Raw genomic sequence first — 20,089 nt, 5'->3', positions numbered from 1 at the left:
CATACAAATTAACGGCTAATTCTGTAAGTTCATTCATTGAAATGAACAATTTGAAGAAAAGAACACATTCTGATTGTGGATGGATTTATTAAGATGGTTTTTGGGCTGGAAGAGTTTGAACTTCCAAGTTATCGTTTTCATTATACTTTTTCAAATCAGGATTTGCTGCTTTATGACGTGAAAAATATGAATATATTGCCGGTACAATAAAAAGTGTTAGAAAAGTTGAAAATATCAAACCACCTACAATAGCTACTCCAAGCGATACACGGCTTCCGGCTCCAATGCCAATTGCTATAGGCAGCGCGCCAAGCGCTGATGCAATACTTGTCATCATGATTGGTCTGAACCTCTGCACTGCCGCTTCATCAACAGCTTCAAGTATTCCAAGACCTTCTTCTTTTTTCTGGTTTGCAAATTCAACAATAAGTATAGCATTCTTTGTCACAAGCCCTATAAGCATAATTATTCCAATTTGGCTGAAGATATTAAGCGTCATACCGAAAACCCACAGCGAAAGCAACGCGCCAAAGAGCGCAAGAGGCACTGTAAGAAGAATTATAAACGGGTCGATGAAGCTTTCAAACTGGGCTGCAAGAACAAGATAAATAATTATCAGCGCAAATACGAAAGTAAAAAGTAAACTCGAGGAGCTGTCTTCAAAATCCTTCGATTGCCCTGCAAGTGCAGTGTTAAAATCTTCAGGTAAAACTTCGGCAGCAACGCGGCGCATTGCGGCGATACCATCTCCTAAAGTGTATCCGGGAGTTAACCCTGCAGTAATTGTAGTCGCTGAATACCTGTTATATCTGAATCTTGTTGTAGGCGCTGCCTGCTCTGTCAATGTAACAAGGTTATCAAGCTGGATAAGCTCGCCGTTCTTATTGCGTACATAAAGATATTTCAGGTCATACGGATTATCGCGTTTATCCCTTGTTACCTGTCCGAGTACCTGGTACTGCTTGCCTTCTTTAATGAAATAACCGAATCTCTGGCTGCCGAAGGCTATCTGCAGTGTTGAAGCTACATCATTGAATGATACACCAAGATCAGATGCTTTCTGCCTGTCAATTGAAAGATTAATCTCAGGCTTATTGATCTTCAGGTTTGCATCAACAAACTGCAGCTCAGGCTGTTTTTTGGCTTCTTCCAGAAATTTTGGCAGTATTTCAAAGAACCTGTCAAATTCAGGAGCCTGAAGAACAAATTGGACAGGCTGCCCTCCGAATCTGGATCCAATTGTAGGAGGCTGAGACGGGAACCCACGAATTCCTGTAATAGAATTTATTTCTTTAGTTAGTTTATCATAAATCTGTTGTTGAGAACGTTCACGTTGATCCGGTGGCAGAAGATAAAGGTTCATAAATCCGTTATTAGACTGGCCTCCGGCTCCGGTAAATGTAATCGGTGTTTGTACTTCCGGAGTGACTGAAAGAACTACATCGGTGAGCTCATCCATATATTTCTGCATATATTCAAAAGTTGCTCCCTCCGGAGCTGATGCCTGGATTCTTAAATTTGAACGGTCTTCCAGGGGAGCCAGCTCACTTTTAAGCGAGGATCCAGTATAGTATATCAGAACTCCGATAGCTGCAACAATTACAAATGCCAGCCACCTTACCTTCATAAAACCAATCAGCATTTTCCTGTAGGTCTCGATCATTTTAACAAAAAATGGTTCTGTAGCATTATAGAACCTGTTATGTTTAGCGTGAGCTTTAAGCAGCCTTGAGCTCATCATAGGCGTCAGAGTTAACGCTACAAATGCTGAGACCAAGACAGATCCTGCAATAACTATTGCAAATTCCTTGAACAGCTTTCCCGTGGTTCCTTCAATGAACATTATTGGTAAAAATACCGCAACAAGCGCAATTGTAATAGAAATTACCGCAAAATAAATTTCCTTTGAGCCTTTGTAAGCTGCTTCAATGGGATTCATCCCCTCTTCTATTTTTGAATATATATTTTCAAGTACTACAATTGCATCGTCCACTACCAGGCCGATTGCGAGGATCATGCCTACAAGCGTTAATACGTTTATTGAGTACCCCATTACATACATAATGAAGAATGCTGAAATTATTGAAGTCGGAATAGCCACAATAGGTATAATTGTTGAGCGCCAGTCACGTAAAAACAGGAAAATAATCAGGATCACCAGTCCGAAAGCGATAAAAATAGTTTCTTCTACTTCACTGATTGTAGTTCTAATATATTCAGAAAAATCAAAACCGACTTCAATATTATAGTCAGATGGTATCTCTTTTTTTAGCTGTTCGAATCTTCTTTTGAACTCATCTGAAATCTCAATTGCATTACCCCCTGGCTGCATTGTTACAGCAACACCTACACCCAGAAGCCCAGCGCGTTTTAAGGACTGTCTTTCGTTTTCAGGGCCAAGTACAGCGTAACCGATATCCCTGAATCTAATAACAGTTCCGTTGTTTTCTCTTACTATCAGGTCATTGAATTCTTCAGCATTTTTTAGACGTCCCAATGTTCTTATTGTCAGCTCTGTATTATCACCTTCAATTCTTCCTGAAGGAAGCTCGACATTTTCTTTTTCCAGGGCTGTTCTTACATCAATTGGAGTTAGCTTATAAGCAGCAAGTTTTTCAGGATCAAGCCACATCCGCATTGCGTAACGGCGTTCACCAAATATCCTCACATAACTTACCCCCGGTATAGTTTGAACCCTTTCTTTTATTACATTTGTTGCAAAAGCATTCACGTCAAGTATATCTTTTGTATTGCTTTGTACATACATAAATATAATCGGGGTATCATCTGCATCAGATTTCTGCACTACGGGGGGATCAACATCGCGGGGAAGGTTGTTAAGAGCTCTTGAAACCCTGTCACGCACATCATTTGAAGCATCTTCTAGGTTTCTTGCAAGTGAAAATTCGATAGTGATCTGGCTTTGCCCTTCCCTGCTTTGGGATGTTAAGCTTTTAATACCATCGATGCCGTTTAATGATTCTTCAAGCGGTTCGGTTATCTGGGTCTCTATTACTTCTGAGTTTGCGCCGGGGTAATTTGTTGTTACGGTCACAATGGGAGGGTCAACACTCGGGTATTCGCGCACTTCAAGAAATGTGAACGCAACTATCCCGAAAATTATGATAATAAGCGAAAATACTATCGAAAGAACGGGTCTGCGAATTGAAGTTGCACTCAGGCTCATAGGCTAATTAACTTTCTCAACTTTCACAGGTGAATTATCCCTGAGCCTTAAAATGTTCGTAGTAACAATTGTATCACCTGCTTTTAGCTGGTCAGATCTTATTTCGATTAACGTTTCTGTCCTTGCGCCTATATCAACATCCAATAACTTAGCTGTGCCGTCTTTTACAACGTAAACACTCTGTCCTTTTAATTTTGGTATAAGCGCTTCTGTCGGAATCATAATTGCATCTTTATTTTCACTAATCAGAAAAGTAACATTTGCAAATGTACCTGGCATAAGCTTTTTCCCGGGGTTGTTTGTAACTGCTCTCAGAACAAGCGAGCGCGTATTATTTTCTACCTTCGGCTCATAAGCATAAACTTCAGCTTCAAACTCGCCGTCAAGCCCGTCCACTTTGAACTTTATTTTCTGGCCTTTCTGAAAAAGATAAATGTAGCGTTCGGGAATTGAAAAATCTATTTTAACCTTGCTCACATCCTGCATGGTAGTTAAGACAGTTTGAGGAGTGACATAAGCTCCGCTGCTTACATTGCGTAAACCTATAATACCTGAAAATGGAGCCCTTACATATGTTTTGGTAATATCGATCCTTGTTATTGAAATTTCTGCTCTTATCTGCTCAAGGGTAGCTTCCATAATATCATATTCTTCCTGGGAAGTAAGGCCTTTTTCTATCAGCTGTTTTTCGCGCTCAAGCTTTGTTACAGCAAGCCTTTCATCTATTTGCTGCCTGCGCAGTTTTGCAGTAAGATCATCGGAATCAAGCCTGAACAAAGTTGAACCCTTGCCAACGTAAGTGCCTTCCTTAAAATAAATACCCCTTATTTTTCTTGAAATCTCACTTCTGATCTCAGCTTCTTCATTGGCAAGAATATTGCCAATAGCTTTTATATCATTATCAAGAATCTCAGGCTTTAGAACAAAACCATCCACACTTATCTGCTGATTTTGCTGGTTTGGTCCTTTTTTCTGATCTGGTTTATCAGTATTTGCTGTAAATTTCGGGACGAATATAAAACCAAGAATGACTAAAATTACAACCGGTACAGAAATTAATAATATTTTTTTCAAATGGGATTGAGAATATTTATCAAAAATACGCAATTTTAGCTACTAATGAAATGGGTAATTGGTTAACTATCAATAAATAATGGCAATTACAGCTAACAAGTTCCTTTTGTTACAAATTTTTACATAATAAAAGCACTGTAAACAATGTATTTTTTAATAATAATTAAAGTTGTAACTTGAGAGTTAATATTACAGACCACTAATAATGAAATTACATAACAGAACCGCTGTAATAACCGGCGGCGCAAGCGGCATAGGACTTGAAACAGCAAAATTGTTCATTTCAGAAGGAGCAAATGTTGTTATTGCCGATACAAACGAAGCAGCAGGAAAAGAAGCTGCTGAATCACTTGGCGAAAATTGCAGGTTTATTAAAACCGATGTTTCAGATAAATCATCAGCATACTTTTGTATCAATGATACTTTAAAGAAATTCGGCAGTTTGGATGTACTAATCAATAATGCAGGTATAACAAGCGATGCATCGCTTGTGAAAATGTCATCAGAACAATTTGAGAAAGTAATTGATATTAATCTGAAAGGCGTTTTTTTTATGACGAAGTATGCTGCGGCACATATGGCTGAAAAAAAATACGGCAGGATAATAAATACATCATCTATAGTGGGTTTATATGGAAATTTCGGGCAGACAAATTATGCCGCATCAAAAAGCGGCGTTATTGGTATGACAAAAACCTGGGCCAGGGAGCTTGGCAGAAATGGCATTACAGTTAATGCAGTTGCGCCGGGATTCATAGATACAGGAATGCTAAATACCGTACCTGAAAAAATTCTGGATAACATCAAACAGCGCACTCCATTAGGCAGACTTGGTTCACCTAATGATATTGCAAAGGCGTACCTGTTCTTAGCATCAGATGATGCGGCGTTTATTACAGGAATTACATTAAGCGTTGATGGCGGATTAGTTTGGTGAAAAAGAATATTTAGTCCAGGAAGTCATACAGCTTCTGAAGTCTTATCATATATACGGTATAGTTTAAAACATGATAAAACTTCAAAAGTCTTTATGACTTTTGAAGTTAAAGATGAGCAGCTTCCGTGCAATAGCTTGCAAGTACTTTCTCCCGCAATTACCCGAATTATTGATCTTGCCTACTTTATCATCAACATCTTGATAGTTGACGAAAATTCACCTGAGGTCAGCTTCGCAAAATAAGTTCCGCTTGGTTTATTTTCTGCATTCCATAGCATTGTATAAGTTCCCCGTTTAAGCTCACCTGAAAATATTTTTTCTGCTTCCCTTCCCATGATATCATATATAATCAGTGAAGTAAAAACATTTTCTGAATTGCCCGCAGCAACTGAAAACTTAATTTTTGTAACGGGATTAAACGGATTAGGATAGTTTTGATCAAGTGTAAATCCATTTGGTAAATTATTACCTGTAGAAACTATACCTGTTATGCCGGTCATAGTGTCCGTTAGAATATTTACAGTATTAGAGTTACCGCCGGTTCTGTTTGTTGTGCCTGCAGCGCTGATAAATTTCCAGATATTCCCTATATTAACACAGGCAGCGCCGTGATCGGTTTTGGGAGCCAGCAATGAAGGCTGAGGAGTCCATGTATTTGCGCCGGGTGAATAAACATAACATTGGCTTGTTACAGTTGTTACCTGGTAGCCTCCGCTTACTATTATTCCTTTATTACCCCATGATGCGCCGTATATTGAGTTTCTTACTCCGCCGGGATATACTGCACCTGTTGAATCCCATGTGATCACGCTTCTGTTGCTCTGGCTTATCACACCACGGTAAACTGTGTTGGTTGCTGAAGGATTTGTCCAGTTTGGGCCTCCGCAAACATATACAAGGGTATCACCCGCCGCAGCCAGCACACCGCCGCATCTGGGAGAAGGCATGTTGGTTGCTGCACGCCACGAGTTGGCAAAAACATTATACACATACACATCATTATAAACAGTGCCTGAGGGGTATCCCCAGCCGCCTGCGCAGTAAATCAGTGAATCCTGGTATGCGGTTACTGAATGAAATACTCTTCCAAAAGGCATATTTTCTCCATCTGACCAGGTGTTTGATACCAGATTGAATATTTTTACACGCGGTGTACATTCATTTAAAGCAAGCGTATATGTCCCGCCGAAGCTGTATAGTTTTTTACCTGCCACAGCAGCTGCGCTTATCCAGTAATTACCGTCAGGAAAATTAGTAACAGCGCTCCATGAATCCGCAAGCACGTTATACCTGTAAACAGTATTGGTTATAACATTGCCATCCTGTAAACCGCCTAGAATATATATCCATGCTGAATCATTGAATGAATAACCTGCTGAGCCGGGATACCTGACCCCGTTAGTTATAGGAGAACCTGATGTCATTAATGGAATATAAGGCGAATAGTTTTGAGCAAAAATATTAATTGAAAATACGTATAAAATAACCAGTATGTAAATTTTTTTCATATTTTTTAGCTGTTAATTAATTTAATTTAAATAAAATCAAGCAGAAATAATACACTAATCTGTTATACTCCATCTGTTTTTAGACAAAATAGCAGGTTAAGTAAATTGATTTATTTATTTACATTGAAAATTATAAAATACAATAAACATGGTATTAGATAAACTGGAGAACGCGGCCAGGTATTTTTCATTGGGCAAAGGTTTTGCAAAGGGCTTTAAGTATTTAATTGAAAACGACCTTACATCACATGAAGATGGCAGATATGATGTAGATGGAGATAACGTATTTGTTCTTTTAAGCAGCTATAAGACAAAATCTCCAACAGAAAAAATGCCGGAAGCTCACAGAAAGTATGCTGATATTCAGTATTTAATCTACGGAAAAGAAAATATTGGTTATGCTCATCTGAACGGACAAAAAATTATAAAACCTTACAGCGAAGAAAAGGACATTATTTTTTATGATGAAGTATCATTCTATTTCACTCTTGCCGCAGGCAGTTTTGCAGTATTTTTTCCGGGTGACCTGCATATGCCAGGCATTATTAGCGGTGAGCCAGAAGAAGTAAAAAAAGTTGTTGTAAAAGTTAAGTTATAAATATGTTTTGCATAATGAAAAATAAAAAAGACGTCCTCAACAGACGTCTTTTTTGTAATTAAAAATTACTTCAGTTTTATTTAGCAAGTATAAGCTTTATAGTTTTGGTAAAGCTGCCTGCAGTAAATCTTGCAAAGTAAGTACCGCTTGGCATAAAACCTGGTTTCCACTCTGCTTCATATTTTCCCGGTGATATTCTGCCTTTAAATAATTCCGCTACCTGCCTGCCGCGAATATCGAAGATTTTCAGCGAAGCATCTTCAGATACTCTTTCTGCTACATCGAATTTGATCTTAGTTGCCGGATTGAACGGGTTCGGATAGTTCTGATGAAGCTCAAAGCTTTTAGGCACTTCAGTGCCGATCTGCTGAATTCCGATAGGATCGATAATTTCAAAGTTCAGCATCATTCCGTCATCTTCATGCTCTAGGTTATGGCAGTGGAAAAGATAAAGCCCTTTATAGTCAGTGAATTTAACCAATACTTCAACAGTTTCACCCGGACTCAGGTTAACAGTATCCTTCCATCCTTTATCCGATGGCGGCAGATTTGTGTTGTTATTTCTTGAAAGCACCTGCCATTGTGCTTCATGTGTATGCATCGGATGATAATCTGCAGTTTGATTTATAATCCTCCATTTTTCAAGAGAGTTGAGCCTTGTCTGCCAGTCAATGCGGTTGATATCAAATGTCAGCCCGTTTATCTTATGCATAGGGTGCGAACCGCTCATAGTTAAAGTAAAAGTTCTTGTCTGAGCCACATCTGCTGGATTGTAGTATGTAATAGGATTAAAAGCGCCGGGTATTACTCCGCCGGAAGTATTATTATTCACTACATCAAACCTGATAATATCCAGGGCTATGCCCTGTTTGTACGGTAATGTGCCGCCAAATGAATAAGCCAGCGACCTTAAAGTTACATTTGAGCCAATTGTATTACCTGAAAAATCAACCAGGATCTCAACACGTTCACCGGGCGCAAGATTGAACTCAGTTGCCTGAACAGGAGCATCCTTAAGTCCGCCATCGGTAGCTATAATATGGAAAGACCTGCTATCGGAAAATGCAATTTTATAAACACGGGCGTTTGAACCGTTGAGCAGCCTGAACCTGTATAACGTTCTGCTGACCTCGAAGTAAGCGTCCGGTGTTCCGTTTACTAATACAGTATTTCCAAGCATTCCCCATGTTTGTTCAGGTGAGCCGGGATTGTATGTAAAATTTGGTATATCGGCTGTTCTTCTATCCTGGATGCAAAGCGGAACATCATAAATACCGGAAGGAAGATTAAAATTTTCAGCCGGGTCACGCACTATAAAAAATCCGGCGAAGCCCCTGTAAACCTGCTTTGCAGTTAACATATCGGCGTGAGCATGATAAAAATACGTACCACCCCTGTTAGTTACAGGAAAAGTATATGTAAATGATGAGCCCGGGTTTATGGGGTTTCTTGGATGACCATCCATATTAGCAGGAGTGCTGACGCCATGCCAATGGGTGGTAATTACTTCATTCAGATTATTTATAACGTTGGCTGTAAAGGTCTGTCCTTTATCAATTACAACGCTTGGACCGGGATATGAGCTGTTAATTGTTATGATCTGTGTATCCTGTCCCGGCCATACCTGTTCGGTCGTTTCAGCCAGAACCATATTGCCGCCGTTGGTAAATACAGGCGGAAACCTTAGCGGATTCCCCGTGCCTGATATTTCTGTTAAAACAGCATTTTTCTTTTCATTTGCAAACATTTGCAAAGGTTTTGGTACCGTTAAAAGCGCTCCGGCTGCAAGCGTTTTTAAGATCATGTCTCTTCTTTTCATATATATCCCGTAAAAATTTTATTATTATGCAAAGTTAGGGATTTTTGTTGATAGTTAAAATGGTTAGAAATATTTTGCACTTTATCATTATATAACCACTTATATATACCGCAAATGAAAATTTTAGCTAACCTCCCCTGGATCCTTCGCTGCGCTCAGGATGACATGGCTTATTTTTTTTTGTGATTCAGAGGAGCGAAGCGACGAAGTCACGAATTGCTTTTCTCCATATAGAAAATCAACTTAAGTTATTCTTTATCATTAAATAACATCAAAGATTTATCTCATATGAAAATTATTGCTAACCTCCCCTGGATCCTTCGCTGCGCTCAGGATGACAAAAATCAATTATTATATCTTCTTTATATTAAGAGTTCTTTTAGCGGGATCGGTAACCTTATCGGTACTTTTTAGCTTTGTAAAGATATTTTTTACAGCTTCAATATTTCCTTTATTAACCAATACCAGGATCGTATCTCCTTCTTCCAGTATAGAGCCGCCGCTTGGCACGACGTAGTCATTATCGCGGTAAATTACTGTTATGAGACTCTCAGGAGGAAGCCTTAGCTCTGCAAGTGATCTGCCAGCAACTGCGGAGTTCTGCGGGATAATAAGGTCCAGCAGATCATTATTTGTTTTCTCAGAATCTGTCATTTCTATGGGAATGTGTGCCGCACGTTCATTTTCACCTTTTACGCCAAATAACTTAGCAGTCAGCGGTATTGACCATCCCTGAACAAGCGCTGAGGTAATTGTAATAAAGAATATCAGGTTAAAAATATACGGTCCAATTTCCAGTCCGGCAGTAAGCGGAAAAGTAGCAAGAATGACCGGTACTGCACCTCTTAATCCAACCCAGCTAATAAAAAACTTTTCGTTTAGCCTGAATTTGGAGAACATCATTGAAATAAAAACTCCGACCGGACGGGCAAAAAATATCAGCACTGCAGAAAGTATCAGGCCGGGTCCGATAACTGCATATAACTGCGATGGATAAACAAGCAGTCCCAGGGTTAAGAACATTACAATCTGCCCAAGCAGAGCAAGGCCGTCAAAAAACCTGATAAGTGATCTTTTCTGAATGAACTCGCTGTTGCCTAAAATTACAGCCGCTATATATACAGCAAGTATTCCGCTTGCGCCAACAGAAGCTGCTGCTGCATAAACAAATATAGCCGATGCTATGGCAAAGACAGGGTACAGGCTTGGATAAGAGAATTTAAATTTGTTGAAAGAAACTGAAAGAAGCTTTCCGGCCCCGAAACCCATTGCAGCGCCAAGAATAAGCTGCTGGAAAAGGAAAAGTACAATCTTAAATCCTGATACATCATCTGTCTGGATATACTGTATCAGTATAATTGTCAGCATTATTGCAGCCGGGTCATTGCTGCCTGACTCAAGCTCAAGCAGCGGCTTGATCCTGCCCTTCAGCCTGGTACCTTTTGCGCGCAAAACTGAAAATACAGCGGCAGCATCAGTTGAAGAGATAATTGCTCCTATTAAAAAGCTTTCTGCAAGCGGAAGCTCAAAAAAATAATGAACAAATAATCCCAATGCTCCCGTAGTTAACACAACACCTAAGGTGGAAAGCGTAAAAGCAGTCCACATGACAGGTTTAACTTCCCGCCATTTGGTTTCAAGTCCGCCTGAAAATAATATAAATATCAGGGCTACTATGCCAACATACTGCGCAATGTATACATTATCAAAATGTATCTTCCCCGGCCCGTCAGAGCCTGCAAGCATTCCCACAACCAAAAATAAAATAAGCGCCGGAAGACCGAGGTTTTCAGATATTTTGGTTAAAGTAATGCTTATCAGTATAAGCACTGAAAGAACCAGTAATATGTATTCAAATGGCAGCATAAAGAGAATTTAACTGTAAGTATGGAAAGATTAAATGTAAATCAAATGTGTTTATCTTTTATCTCAACTCAATTTTGTGTGAATAGTAATGAGAAATGTTTTACAGCTCATATCTTGTCATGCTGAACTTGGTTCAGCATCTGTTCACATACACATGAATGGGTTATAACGATATACATATGAGTATGTGAGTAGACCCTGAAACAAGTTCAGGGTGACAGGATTAATGAGTAATCAAAAAGACGTTCAAAATGAACGCCTTTAAGATGTCAAAATTATTCCAAACTAAACTATGCTTCTTTGCCGTGGCAATTTTTGTATTTTTTGCCGCTGCCGCAAGGACAAGGATCGTTTCTGCCGGTTTTGGGTCCGACTTTAATAGGGATCTTTTTAGTATCATTAGGCTGCCCCTGCATATTATCTGACTGCTCGGGTGTCATTTTCAACCCTACACCATCTGCACTCTGTTTAATGGTTGTCATTCTTTGCGGCATACGCTGCTTTTGTACCGGGGCTTCAACTTTCTGTTCCTGTGTAGTGAACTTGAACACAAAGTTGATCACATCCTTGCTGATATCTTCGAGCATCTGAACAAAAAGTCCGAAGCCGTCTTTTTTGTATTCAATCAGCGGATCCTTCTGGCCGTATGCGCGGAAATTGATACCTTCCTTGAGGTCATCCATTTCACGCAGGTGCTCTTTCCATTTATCATCAATTACTGTAAGCATCGCAAAACGTTCAATCTGCGCAATCAAGTCAACGCCGTATTTTTCTTCTTTGCGTGAATAGTTCTCATGCACAAGCTTCATGATATAGTCTTCAAGCCCTTTTTCGCCAAGCCTCTGGAATTCATCAGGCGTAATATCCATAAGTACTGTGAATGTCCTTTGCACCTCATCTCTCAGCCCGTTGTAATCGCCTTCAGGATAATATTTCTGTACGGTTTTTTCAACGTATGAGCCCGCCATATCAAAGATCTCATCTTTGATACGCTCACCCATCAGCGCCTGGCGGCGCCTGTCATAAATAACTTCGCGCTGCTGGTTCATAACGTTATCATACTCAAGCAGTCTTTTACGGATACCGAAATTATTTTCTTCAACTTTTTTCTGCGCGCGCTCAACAGAGCTTGTTATCATTGAGTGCTCAATAGCTTCGCCTTCTTCAATACCAAGCTTTTCCATAACCCTTGAAATTCTTTCACTGCCAAAGAGCCTCATCAGGTCATCTTCGAGTGAAAGGAAAAATTTGGATGAACCGGGGTCACCCTGTCTTCCTGCTCGTCCGCGAAGCTGTCTATCAATACGCCTTGCTTCATGGCGTTCTGTACCAATTATGTGCAATCCGCCAAGATCGGCAACACCGGGACCAAGCTTAATATCTGTTCCGCGGCCTGCCATATTTGTTGCAATTGTTACTGCACTTTTTAAGCCTGCATTCTGCACAATCTGCGCTTCGCGCTGGTGCTGTTTTGCATTTAATACTTCATGCGCAACCTGTTTGCGTTTCAGCATTCTGGAAAGTGTTTCTGATACTTCAACTGATGTTGTACCTACGAGAACGGGTCTGCCGATCTTTTTCATCTCTTCAATTTCAGCTATGACCGCATTATACTTTTCACGCTTGGTTTTATACACAACATCGTTCATATCGTCGCGTATGCAGTCGCGGTTTGTGGGTATTACAACAACATCAAGCTTGTAGATATCCAAAAACTCACCAGCTTCAGTTTCAGCAGTACCTGTCATACCTGCAAGCTTTTTGTATAGCCTGAAGTAATTCTGCAAAGTGATAGTAGCCAGGGTTTGCGTATCTTTTTCTACGTGTACACCTTCCTTGGCTTCAATTGCCTGGTGCAGACCCTCGGAATATCTTCTGCCCGGCAGTACACGTCCTGTAAATTCATCAACGATCATGATCTTGTTATCCTGGATAACATACTCAACATCATTTTCGTAGAGTGAATATGCTCTAAGTAGCTGCTGAACTGTGTGGATCCTGTCGCTGCGGAGCGAATACAATTCGCCTAATGCATCCTTTTTAGCTATCTTATCGGTTTCACTTAAAGTATCGTCATTTTCTATCTGCGCTATTTCTGTTCCCATATCAGGCAGCACAAAGAAATCCTTATCTTCATTACCTGAAGTTAAAAATTCACGTCCTTTTTCGGTGAGATCAATTGAATGCGCTTTTTCATCAATTGCAAAGTACATCACGTCATCAATTTCCGGCATACGCTTTGCGTTATCACGCAGGAATTCTATTTCAGTTTGCTGCATCAGGGTCTTGTTTGATGGCTCTGAAAACAGCTTAAGCAGCTTTTTATTTTTAGGGAAACCGCGGTGTGCTCTTAATAAAGCAACACCTGCAGCATGTACTTCATCTTTTGATGCGGCATCGCCTTTATTAATGATAGTTTCAGCTTCACCCACAAATTTTGCAATTAAGCTCTTCTGTGCGTCAACAAGGCGTTTAACCCTCGGGTTCATTTCATCGAACTTATGCTCGCTCATTTCCACAGCGCCTGAAATGATAAGCGGTGTTCTTGCTTCATCAATCAAAACGGAGTCAACTTCATCCACAATAGCGAAGTTATGGCCGCGCTGCACCATGAACTTTTTATCTACCACCATATTATCACGCAGGTAGTCAAACCCGAACTCATTATTGGTACCGTAAACAATATCACATGCATATGCTTCGCGGCGTTTATCGTTATCCATATCGTTGAGTATAACGCCAACAGTTAAGCCGTGGAACTTGAATATTTCACCCATCCATTCACTATCACGTTTTGCGAGGTAATCGTTAACGGTAATGATGTGAACTCCCTTGCCCGGCAGGGCGTTAAGGAATTGGGGCAATGTACCTACGAGGGTTTTACCTTCGCCCGTAGCCATCTCAGCTATTTTACCCTGGTGCAGAACCATACCGCCGATAAGCTGTACGTCGAAGGGAATCATATCCCACTGCACTCTTTGGCCTGCAGCAGTCCACTCCTTACCGCTAAGCCTGCGGCATGTATCTTTAACAACTGCGAATGCCTGAGGCAATATTTCATTTAGGGTATCTTCAATTATATCATCCCGTTCATTTTCGGTTTTTTCGAGCTCGTCATAAATTTCCTTGCGCTCATCATGAGATATATCATTTGTGAGCTTTGAGCGAAGCTCAACGATTTTATCTTCGTGCTCCTGTGTGTTTTTGCGGATAAGCTCTTTGAATTCCGCAGTTTTAGCCCGAAGCTCATCATCTGTCAATGAAGTCAGCTCTTTATAATGCTCGTTGATCTCATCAACAATGGGAAGAAGTTCTTTTACGTCCTTTTCATGTTTAGACGGGAATATTTTCTTTAAGAAGTTGAACATATTTTATTATCCTTCATTGCTTCCCAAACTGGAGTTTGGGAAGCAGGTGTTATATATTATACTCTTTTATATTACACACATATACTTACTTGCAATCTCATTCCCAAACTCCAGTTTGGGAATGTTTTATAAAATTTTTTTGATACCCTTCACTTCGCTCAGGATTTACGCCACTTAATACTGCAGCCCATTGAGGGCACCATCTCAAAATCTATTTCTTTGCCTGCCAGGAGGAGCTCAACAGCGCGTTCAAGATCTTTGTTCTTAACAGCAGATTCATCCTTCCAGTTATCATCAATCCTGCCCCTGTACCTTAACACCCTTGCTTTATCATACAGGTAAATATCCGGCGTGCATACAGCATCATATGCCAGCGCAGTTGTTTGAGATTCATCATGGAGATACGGGAATACAAATCCCTGCTCAGCAGCCCTTTTTTTCATTTCTTCAAATGAATCTTCAGGATAAACCGAAGCATCATTGGAATTAATACATAATAAGACGAATGATCTGCCGGAATATTTTTTTGCAATACTATTTATCCTGCCTTCAACAGCTTTAACATACGGGCAGTGATTGCAGCTGAAAATAATACAAAGCACATCTTTATCATCAAAATCATTTAAAGAATAAACTTTCCCGTCAGTTGCGGGAAGTGAAAAAGCATGCGCTTTTGAGCCGATATGTAATTCATTTGGTGAAACTGGCATCTTGTTTTAAATTAGCTATTAGTAATGAACAAAATATAATGTATGATTCTAATGTTATATTAAACTTTTTTCGAAATCTTTTTCAAACTTAGCGTGATCATTTTTATCATAACAAATGGTTTTGATCCCGTGTCTTTGGGCAGCTTCGCAATTCTCAGGCAGGTCATCGATAAACAGTGATTCCCCGGCCGCTATGCCTAAATGATCTAAGGTTTTAGTATAAATTATATCATCCGGCTTAAGTGAATTAAGCTCGTAACTTAGCGCAAACTTTTCAAGCAGGTTAACATAGTCATACTGCTTTTTAATGAACTCAAAATGAAGCGGGCTGGTATTAGAAAGCAGGTAGAGCCTGTAATTGCCTTCATCTTTCAGCCTTTTTACGAGGGAGCTCATTGGCTTTATTTCGCTGAACATATCATTAAACGCATCGGCATATTCATTACGTTCCATTTTCAGTTTCAGTCCGTTAAGACATTTTGTAATGAATTCATCTGTTGAAATATCGCCTGATTCATACCCAAGAAGGCGGTAGTTGCCGCCTTTGAAAAAATCCATATACACTTCATCTGAAACACCGTGACTTTTCAGCTTATTTATAAACCGTTCATACTCAACATTAACCAGCACATTTCCCAGATCAAAAATAATATTGCGTATCAAAACGTTAAGCGATGTCTCTTTCTATTTCAGGCATTTTCTTTTTCTATCTCAAGCATTTTTCTTTTCATCTCAATTCCGCCGCCAAAACCGCCTATTGAACCATTTTTAGAAATTACCCTGTGACATGGAATTATTATAGGTACAGGATTCACAGCACATCCTGTTGCTGCAGCCCTGATAGCTTTTTTGTTTCCGGCAAGCTTTGCCAGCTCAGAATAAGAAACAGTTTCACCATAATTTGTTCCTGCAAGTGCCTGCCAAACCGCAAGACGGTATGAAGAACCTTTGAGATAAATTTTCATATCAAAATTTTTACGTTTGCCGGCAAAGTAATCTTTTATCTGCGCTGTTTCATATCCCAGCTCAGCGGGCTTTTTTACAGGCTTCTCACCCAAATAAGCAATTATCTTTTTGATAAACTGCTTTTCATTGTCATTGAGATCAATATAACATACTCCGTTTTCATTTTTTGCAATAAAAAAGGAGCGTTTTAGCTGAGAAACGTAAAATTTTGAATAAAATATCATTTTTTTGGTGATAAAACTTACAAATTTACAAAAAAAATAAGATAAGTATTAGATACAAATTAGCTCCCAAATATTAAGCATTATAGAATAAAAAAAGCCGCCCCTGTATAACAGAGGCGGCTTAATAAAACTTTTTCTATTATACTATTTTGTCAGTATCATTTTCTTGGTGACCTGGTAACCCTCTGCAGCAATGCTGTAGAAATAAATTCCGCTTGAAAATCTTACAGCATCCCATTTAACCATATACTCACCCGCTTTAAGCTGTTCATTTACTAAGTTAGCAACTTCTCTTCCCATTACATCAAATACTTTGATGTTCACAAATGATGATTTGGGAATATCAAATCTTATAGATGTTACCGGGTTGAACGGGTTCGGGTAGTTCTGCATAAGCCCGAACTTTGAAGGTATGTTGGTTGATATCGGGTCAATTGCCATTATCTTGGAATATCTTAATGTATAATATGCAATTCCGGTACCTGAAAAGTTTGCAGAGCCTGTTATATAAATTCTGTCACTATCCTGGACCGCTATACCAGAGGCATAATCATTACCGCTGGATGAGCTGTTCTCTCTTTTTTCCCAGTTCATCGAGCCGCCGCTGTTGTAAGATATAGTTAAATAATCATATCCTGTACCTGCAGCAAAGCTTGAGCCTGTTACATATACAAAGCCTGATATATTATCAACAGTAATGAAAAACGGGAAATCACTGCCTGAATTCGAGGTTCTTTGCAGCCACTGCTGGCTTAAATTCGAATTATATTTTATAGTAGCGTAGTCATACCCTGTTGAAACAGCAGCGCTGTAGCCTGTAACGTAAACGTTATTGCTGTTATCAATTGCCATTGCAGTAAGCTGGTCTGTGCTTCCAAGCGGTCCGTTATAAGAAGCGGCTGCAAGGCTATCGCCAGTTGATGCATTGTATTTAATTGTCATGTAATCCTGCACAGCGCCTGTACGGAAGCTGTAACCGCCAACATAAATATTTGCGCCGGAATTTTCAATTACCAGCGCCAAAGCATTATCTTCTGAATTTTGTGTTCCGTTATATCTTTTAGCCCATGCAACAGTTCCGTTTGAATTTATTTTCATTGTCAGAAAATTTTCAGTTCCAGCTGAGCCTGATTTACCGGTGACATACGCATTTCCAGAAGCATCAAGCTTGATTGCCTGAGCCTGGTCAAACGTAGTTGAAAGCGGACCGGTATAGATACTCGGCCAGCCTGATACTATGTTGCCTGCTGCATCATATTTTATTGTTGTATATTTTTGACCGTTACCGCTTCCTACATCACTTCTGCCTGTTACATATACTTCACCGGCAGCGTTGACTGCAATTGCAAAACCATAATCTCCGCCGTTACCTGCTCCGTTATATTTTCTTACCCAAAGCCTGTTGCCGGTTGCTGCATCGTATTTGATAGTTAAAATATCCCTGTTCGGATCAATTGACCATCCGGTTACGTAAACCGCATTATTATCACAGGTCATAGCACTTACTTTTTCTTCAAGGTTAGAAGCGCCATTATATCTGTTTACCCAAAGAGTATCTCCTGTTTCTGGGTTATACCTTATTGTAACTATATCTGCGCCGGTGCCTGTACCAAGTCCCCAGCCGGTAATAAAAACATTACCTGCCTGGTTTATACATACTCCTACCGCTGAATCCTGCAAGTTAGAAGGTCCGTTATAAACTTTTGCCCATATTGTATTTGGTTGAGAAAATAAATCATGGGAATAAAAGGTTATACAGGATATTGCAGTAAATAATAAGAATAGATAAGTCTTCTTCATAATTGTTACGTATTTATTAATTACAAATTTAATTAATGCAAATTACTTGTTATACGGTATCCTTACAATACCGTAATGCAGTGAGCAAATAAATTAATCATTGTAAAAAAATGAACATATTCTGTAAATATATTTTTAATATATAAAATAAAATGCTGAATAACAATATAACTTTGAATTTACAATAATTAGTTATACAAATATACTAACAAAAAAGCCGGGCAAATAATTACCCGGCGATTAAGTTTTTGTTTATTTTTTAATTTGATCCTATTTTACCAGGATCATTTTTTTAGTATCCGTAAATTTATCTGTTACAAGCCTGTAGAAATATATACCGCTTGTGAGGCCTGCTGAATTAAATCTGTATTCATAAACAGCCGGTGAAAGAGTACCAAGGAAATCATTGCTTACTTCCCTGCCGATAGCATCAAAGACCTTTAATGTAACATTTTGCTGTTCAGGAATTGAAAATTTTATATTTGTTTCCGGATTGAACGGGTTTGGATAATTTTGCGATAGTGAAAACATATCAGGAATTTCAGTGTTCACAGTCTGAATGCCGACAAGATCACCGTATTTCAGTGTTGCGTAATCGTAATCAGTACCTGCACCGAAGCTTCTTCCAGTAACATAAGCATTGCCTGAATTATCAGCTACAACTGAAGAGCTGTAATCATTGCTGTTCCCGGTTCCGTTATATGACATTACCCACTGCTGCGCACCTGCAGGTGAATATTTAATTGTTGCGTAATCATCCGAGCCTGTGCCTTTGCTGCTTCCGCTGATATAAACGTTCATAGCATTATCAACAAATATAGAACGAGATACGTCAACTGAATTATTCGGGCCGTCATAAAATGCCACCCACTGCAGATTTCCTGAAGCATCATATTTTATTGTTCCGTAGTTTGAATCAAGCCTAGTTCCGAAAAGCTGTGTTGTTAAACCGGTCAGATAAATATTGTTTGAACCATCAACAGTAATTGCAGTTGCAAGATCGGTAGAATTTGAAGTTCCGTTATACTGTTTTTCCCATACCAGTGTGCCTGCTGAATTATATTTCAATGTAAGGAAGTTCTGTCTTTGACCCGAACCCATATCTGTATATCCGCCTGCAAGAATATCACCGGCACCGTCAACAATAACTCCAACAACAGCATCACCGCCGTTACCTGCACCATTATATCTTTTAATCCACTGTTCTGCACCGCTGCTGTTATACTTGATCAGCACTATATCCTGGCCTGTACCTGAACCTATACTGCAGCCTCCTGTATATACATTCCCTGAAGCATCTATATCTAGAGATGCTGCATAATCTTCATTGTTTCCGGGACCGTTATAAACCATTGCCCAGGCTTGTGTGCCGTCCGGATTATATTTAAGTGTCACAATATCCAAACCGCTTGTAAGCCCGGTGGTTTTACCGCTGACATAAATACTGCCGTCATCACCAAGGTGAATACTTTTACCTTCATCGAGGCTGTTGCCTGCGCCGTTGAACCTTGCAGTCCATTGCTGAACGCCGGCTGAATTGTATTTTATAGTTACAATATCAGATCCGGTTGTGCCGTAGTCAACTCTGCCTGTTACAAAAACATTTCCGGAAACATCTATAGTTAATGCATTTGAATAATCACCGCCATTTATGGGTCCGTTATATGAAGCTTCCCATAAAACCGTACCGGAAGAATTATATTTTATTGTTTTATAATCCTTGCCTGTCCCGGCTCCGGTACTGTAACCGGTTACAATAATAAAACCTGCCTGATCATATGCAATTGCGTAAGACCAGTCCAATGAATTACCGCCGCCATTATAGCGCGCAGCCCATTCCTGCCCAATTGCAGAGATCTGTGTAACATATACCAGGATAGTTACAATTGTGAGTGTAAGTTTATTCATCTTTCCCCCTATCCGTGATTACGGAATTTAATTGATGAAATTAAAGAATTGATTACCCTTAAAATAGTTAACTCATTTAGCTATGTCAATAGATATTTCAGTTACCTAATATAGCTATATTACT

Annotated in this window: 13 protein-coding genes; 2 read left to right on the top strand and 11 right to left on the bottom strand. The window is 39.5% G+C overall.

Annotated features, from left to right (window positions below; all coding sequences use genetic code 11):
* Positions 1-88: 88 nt before the first annotated feature.
* Both J0M37_09645 and J0M37_09640 read right to left on the bottom strand, forming a co-directional pair.
* On the bottom strand, positions 89-3,187 hold the full coding sequence (locus tag J0M37_09645; GenBank protein ID MBN8585348.1) for an efflux RND transporter permease subunit: 3,099 nt from the start codon (positions 3,185-3,187) through the stop codon (positions 89-91).
* 3 nt (positions 3,188-3,190) lie between these two features.
* On the bottom strand, positions 3,191-4,261 hold the full coding sequence (locus J0M37_09640; GenBank protein ID MBN8585347.1) for an efflux RND transporter periplasmic adaptor subunit: 1,071 nt from the start codon (positions 4,259-4,261) through the stop codon (positions 3,191-3,193).
* Positions 4,262-4,466: 205 nt separating this feature from the next.
* Between J0M37_09640 and fabG the strand changes: the two genes are divergently transcribed.
* The gene (gene fabG, locus J0M37_09635; GenBank protein MBN8585346.1) at positions 4,467-5,198 is read left to right on the top strand and encodes a 3-oxoacyl-ACP reductase FabG; all 732 of its coding nucleotides are present in this window, start codon (positions 4,467-4,469) and stop codon (positions 5,196-5,198) included.
* Positions 5,199-5,377: 179 nt separating this feature from the next.
* Here the strand turns inward: fabG and J0M37_09630 are convergent, their stop codons facing one another.
* Positions 5,378-6,706, bottom strand: coding sequence for a T9SS type A sorting domain-containing protein (locus tag J0M37_09630; GenBank protein MBN8585345.1), 1,329 nt, complete (start codon positions 6,704-6,706; stop codon positions 5,378-5,380).
* A gap of 148 nt (positions 6,707-6,854) precedes the next feature.
* Between J0M37_09630 and J0M37_09625 the strand changes: the two genes are divergently transcribed.
* On the top strand, positions 6,855-7,304 hold the full coding sequence (locus tag J0M37_09625) for a YhcH/YjgK/YiaL family protein (GenBank protein MBN8585344.1): 450 nt from the start codon (positions 6,855-6,857) through the stop codon (positions 7,302-7,304).
* A gap of 76 nt (positions 7,305-7,380) precedes the next feature.
* Here J0M37_09625 and J0M37_09620 read toward each other — a convergent pair whose 3' ends face one another.
* The 8 genes from J0M37_09620 to J0M37_09585 form a co-directional block, all read right to left on the bottom strand.
* Positions 7,381-9,123, bottom strand: a complete 1,743-nt coding sequence (locus J0M37_09620; protein MBN8585343.1) for a multicopper oxidase domain-containing protein — start codon at positions 9,121-9,123, stop codon at positions 7,381-7,383.
* A 351-nt stretch (positions 9,124-9,474) separates the two neighbouring features.
* Positions 9,475-10,989, bottom strand: a complete 1,515-nt coding sequence (locus tag J0M37_09615; protein MBN8585342.1) for a potassium/proton antiporter — start codon at positions 10,987-10,989, stop codon at positions 9,475-9,477.
* Positions 10,990-11,279: 290 nt separating this feature from the next.
* Positions 11,280-14,357: a preprotein translocase subunit SecA gene (secA, locus tag J0M37_09610; GenBank protein ID MBN8585341.1), complete on the bottom strand. Its 3,078-nt coding sequence runs from the start codon at positions 14,355-14,357 to the stop codon at positions 11,280-11,282.
* Positions 14,358-14,515: 158 nt separating this feature from the next.
* Entirely contained in the window at positions 14,516-15,067 is a 552-nt protein-coding gene (locus J0M37_09605) for a thioredoxin family protein (protein ID MBN8585340.1), read from the bottom strand.
* A gap of 54 nt (positions 15,068-15,121) precedes the next feature.
* Positions 15,122-15,730: an HAD family phosphatase gene (locus J0M37_09600; protein MBN8585339.1), complete on the bottom strand. Its 609-nt coding sequence runs from the start codon at positions 15,728-15,730 to the stop codon at positions 15,122-15,124.
* Between the two features lie 26 nt (positions 15,731-15,756).
* On the bottom strand, positions 15,757-16,257 hold the full coding sequence (locus tag J0M37_09595) for a methylated-DNA--[protein]-cysteine S-methyltransferase (protein MBN8585338.1): 501 nt from the start codon (positions 16,255-16,257) through the stop codon (positions 15,757-15,759).
* 144 nt (positions 16,258-16,401) lie between these two features.
* Positions 16,402-17,199 (bottom strand): T9SS type A sorting domain-containing protein, encoded by a 798-nt coding sequence (locus J0M37_09590; protein MBN8585337.1) that lies wholly within the window; start codon positions 17,197-17,199, stop codon positions 16,402-16,404.
* A 1,128-nt stretch (positions 17,200-18,327) separates the two neighbouring features.
* A complete protein-coding gene (locus tag J0M37_09585) occupies positions 18,328-19,965 on the bottom strand; it encodes a T9SS type A sorting domain-containing protein (GenBank protein ID MBN8585336.1) in 1,638 nt (545 codons plus the stop codon).
* Positions 19,966-20,089: the final 124 nt, after the last annotated feature.

Source organism: Ignavibacteria bacterium (assembly GCA_017303675.1).
Lineage (GTDB): Bacteria > Bacteroidota > Ignavibacteria > Tepidaquicellales > OLB5 > OLB5.
The sequence above is the reverse complement of the archived record's forward strand: the minus strand, read 5'-3'. Positions and strand labels throughout refer to the sequence as shown.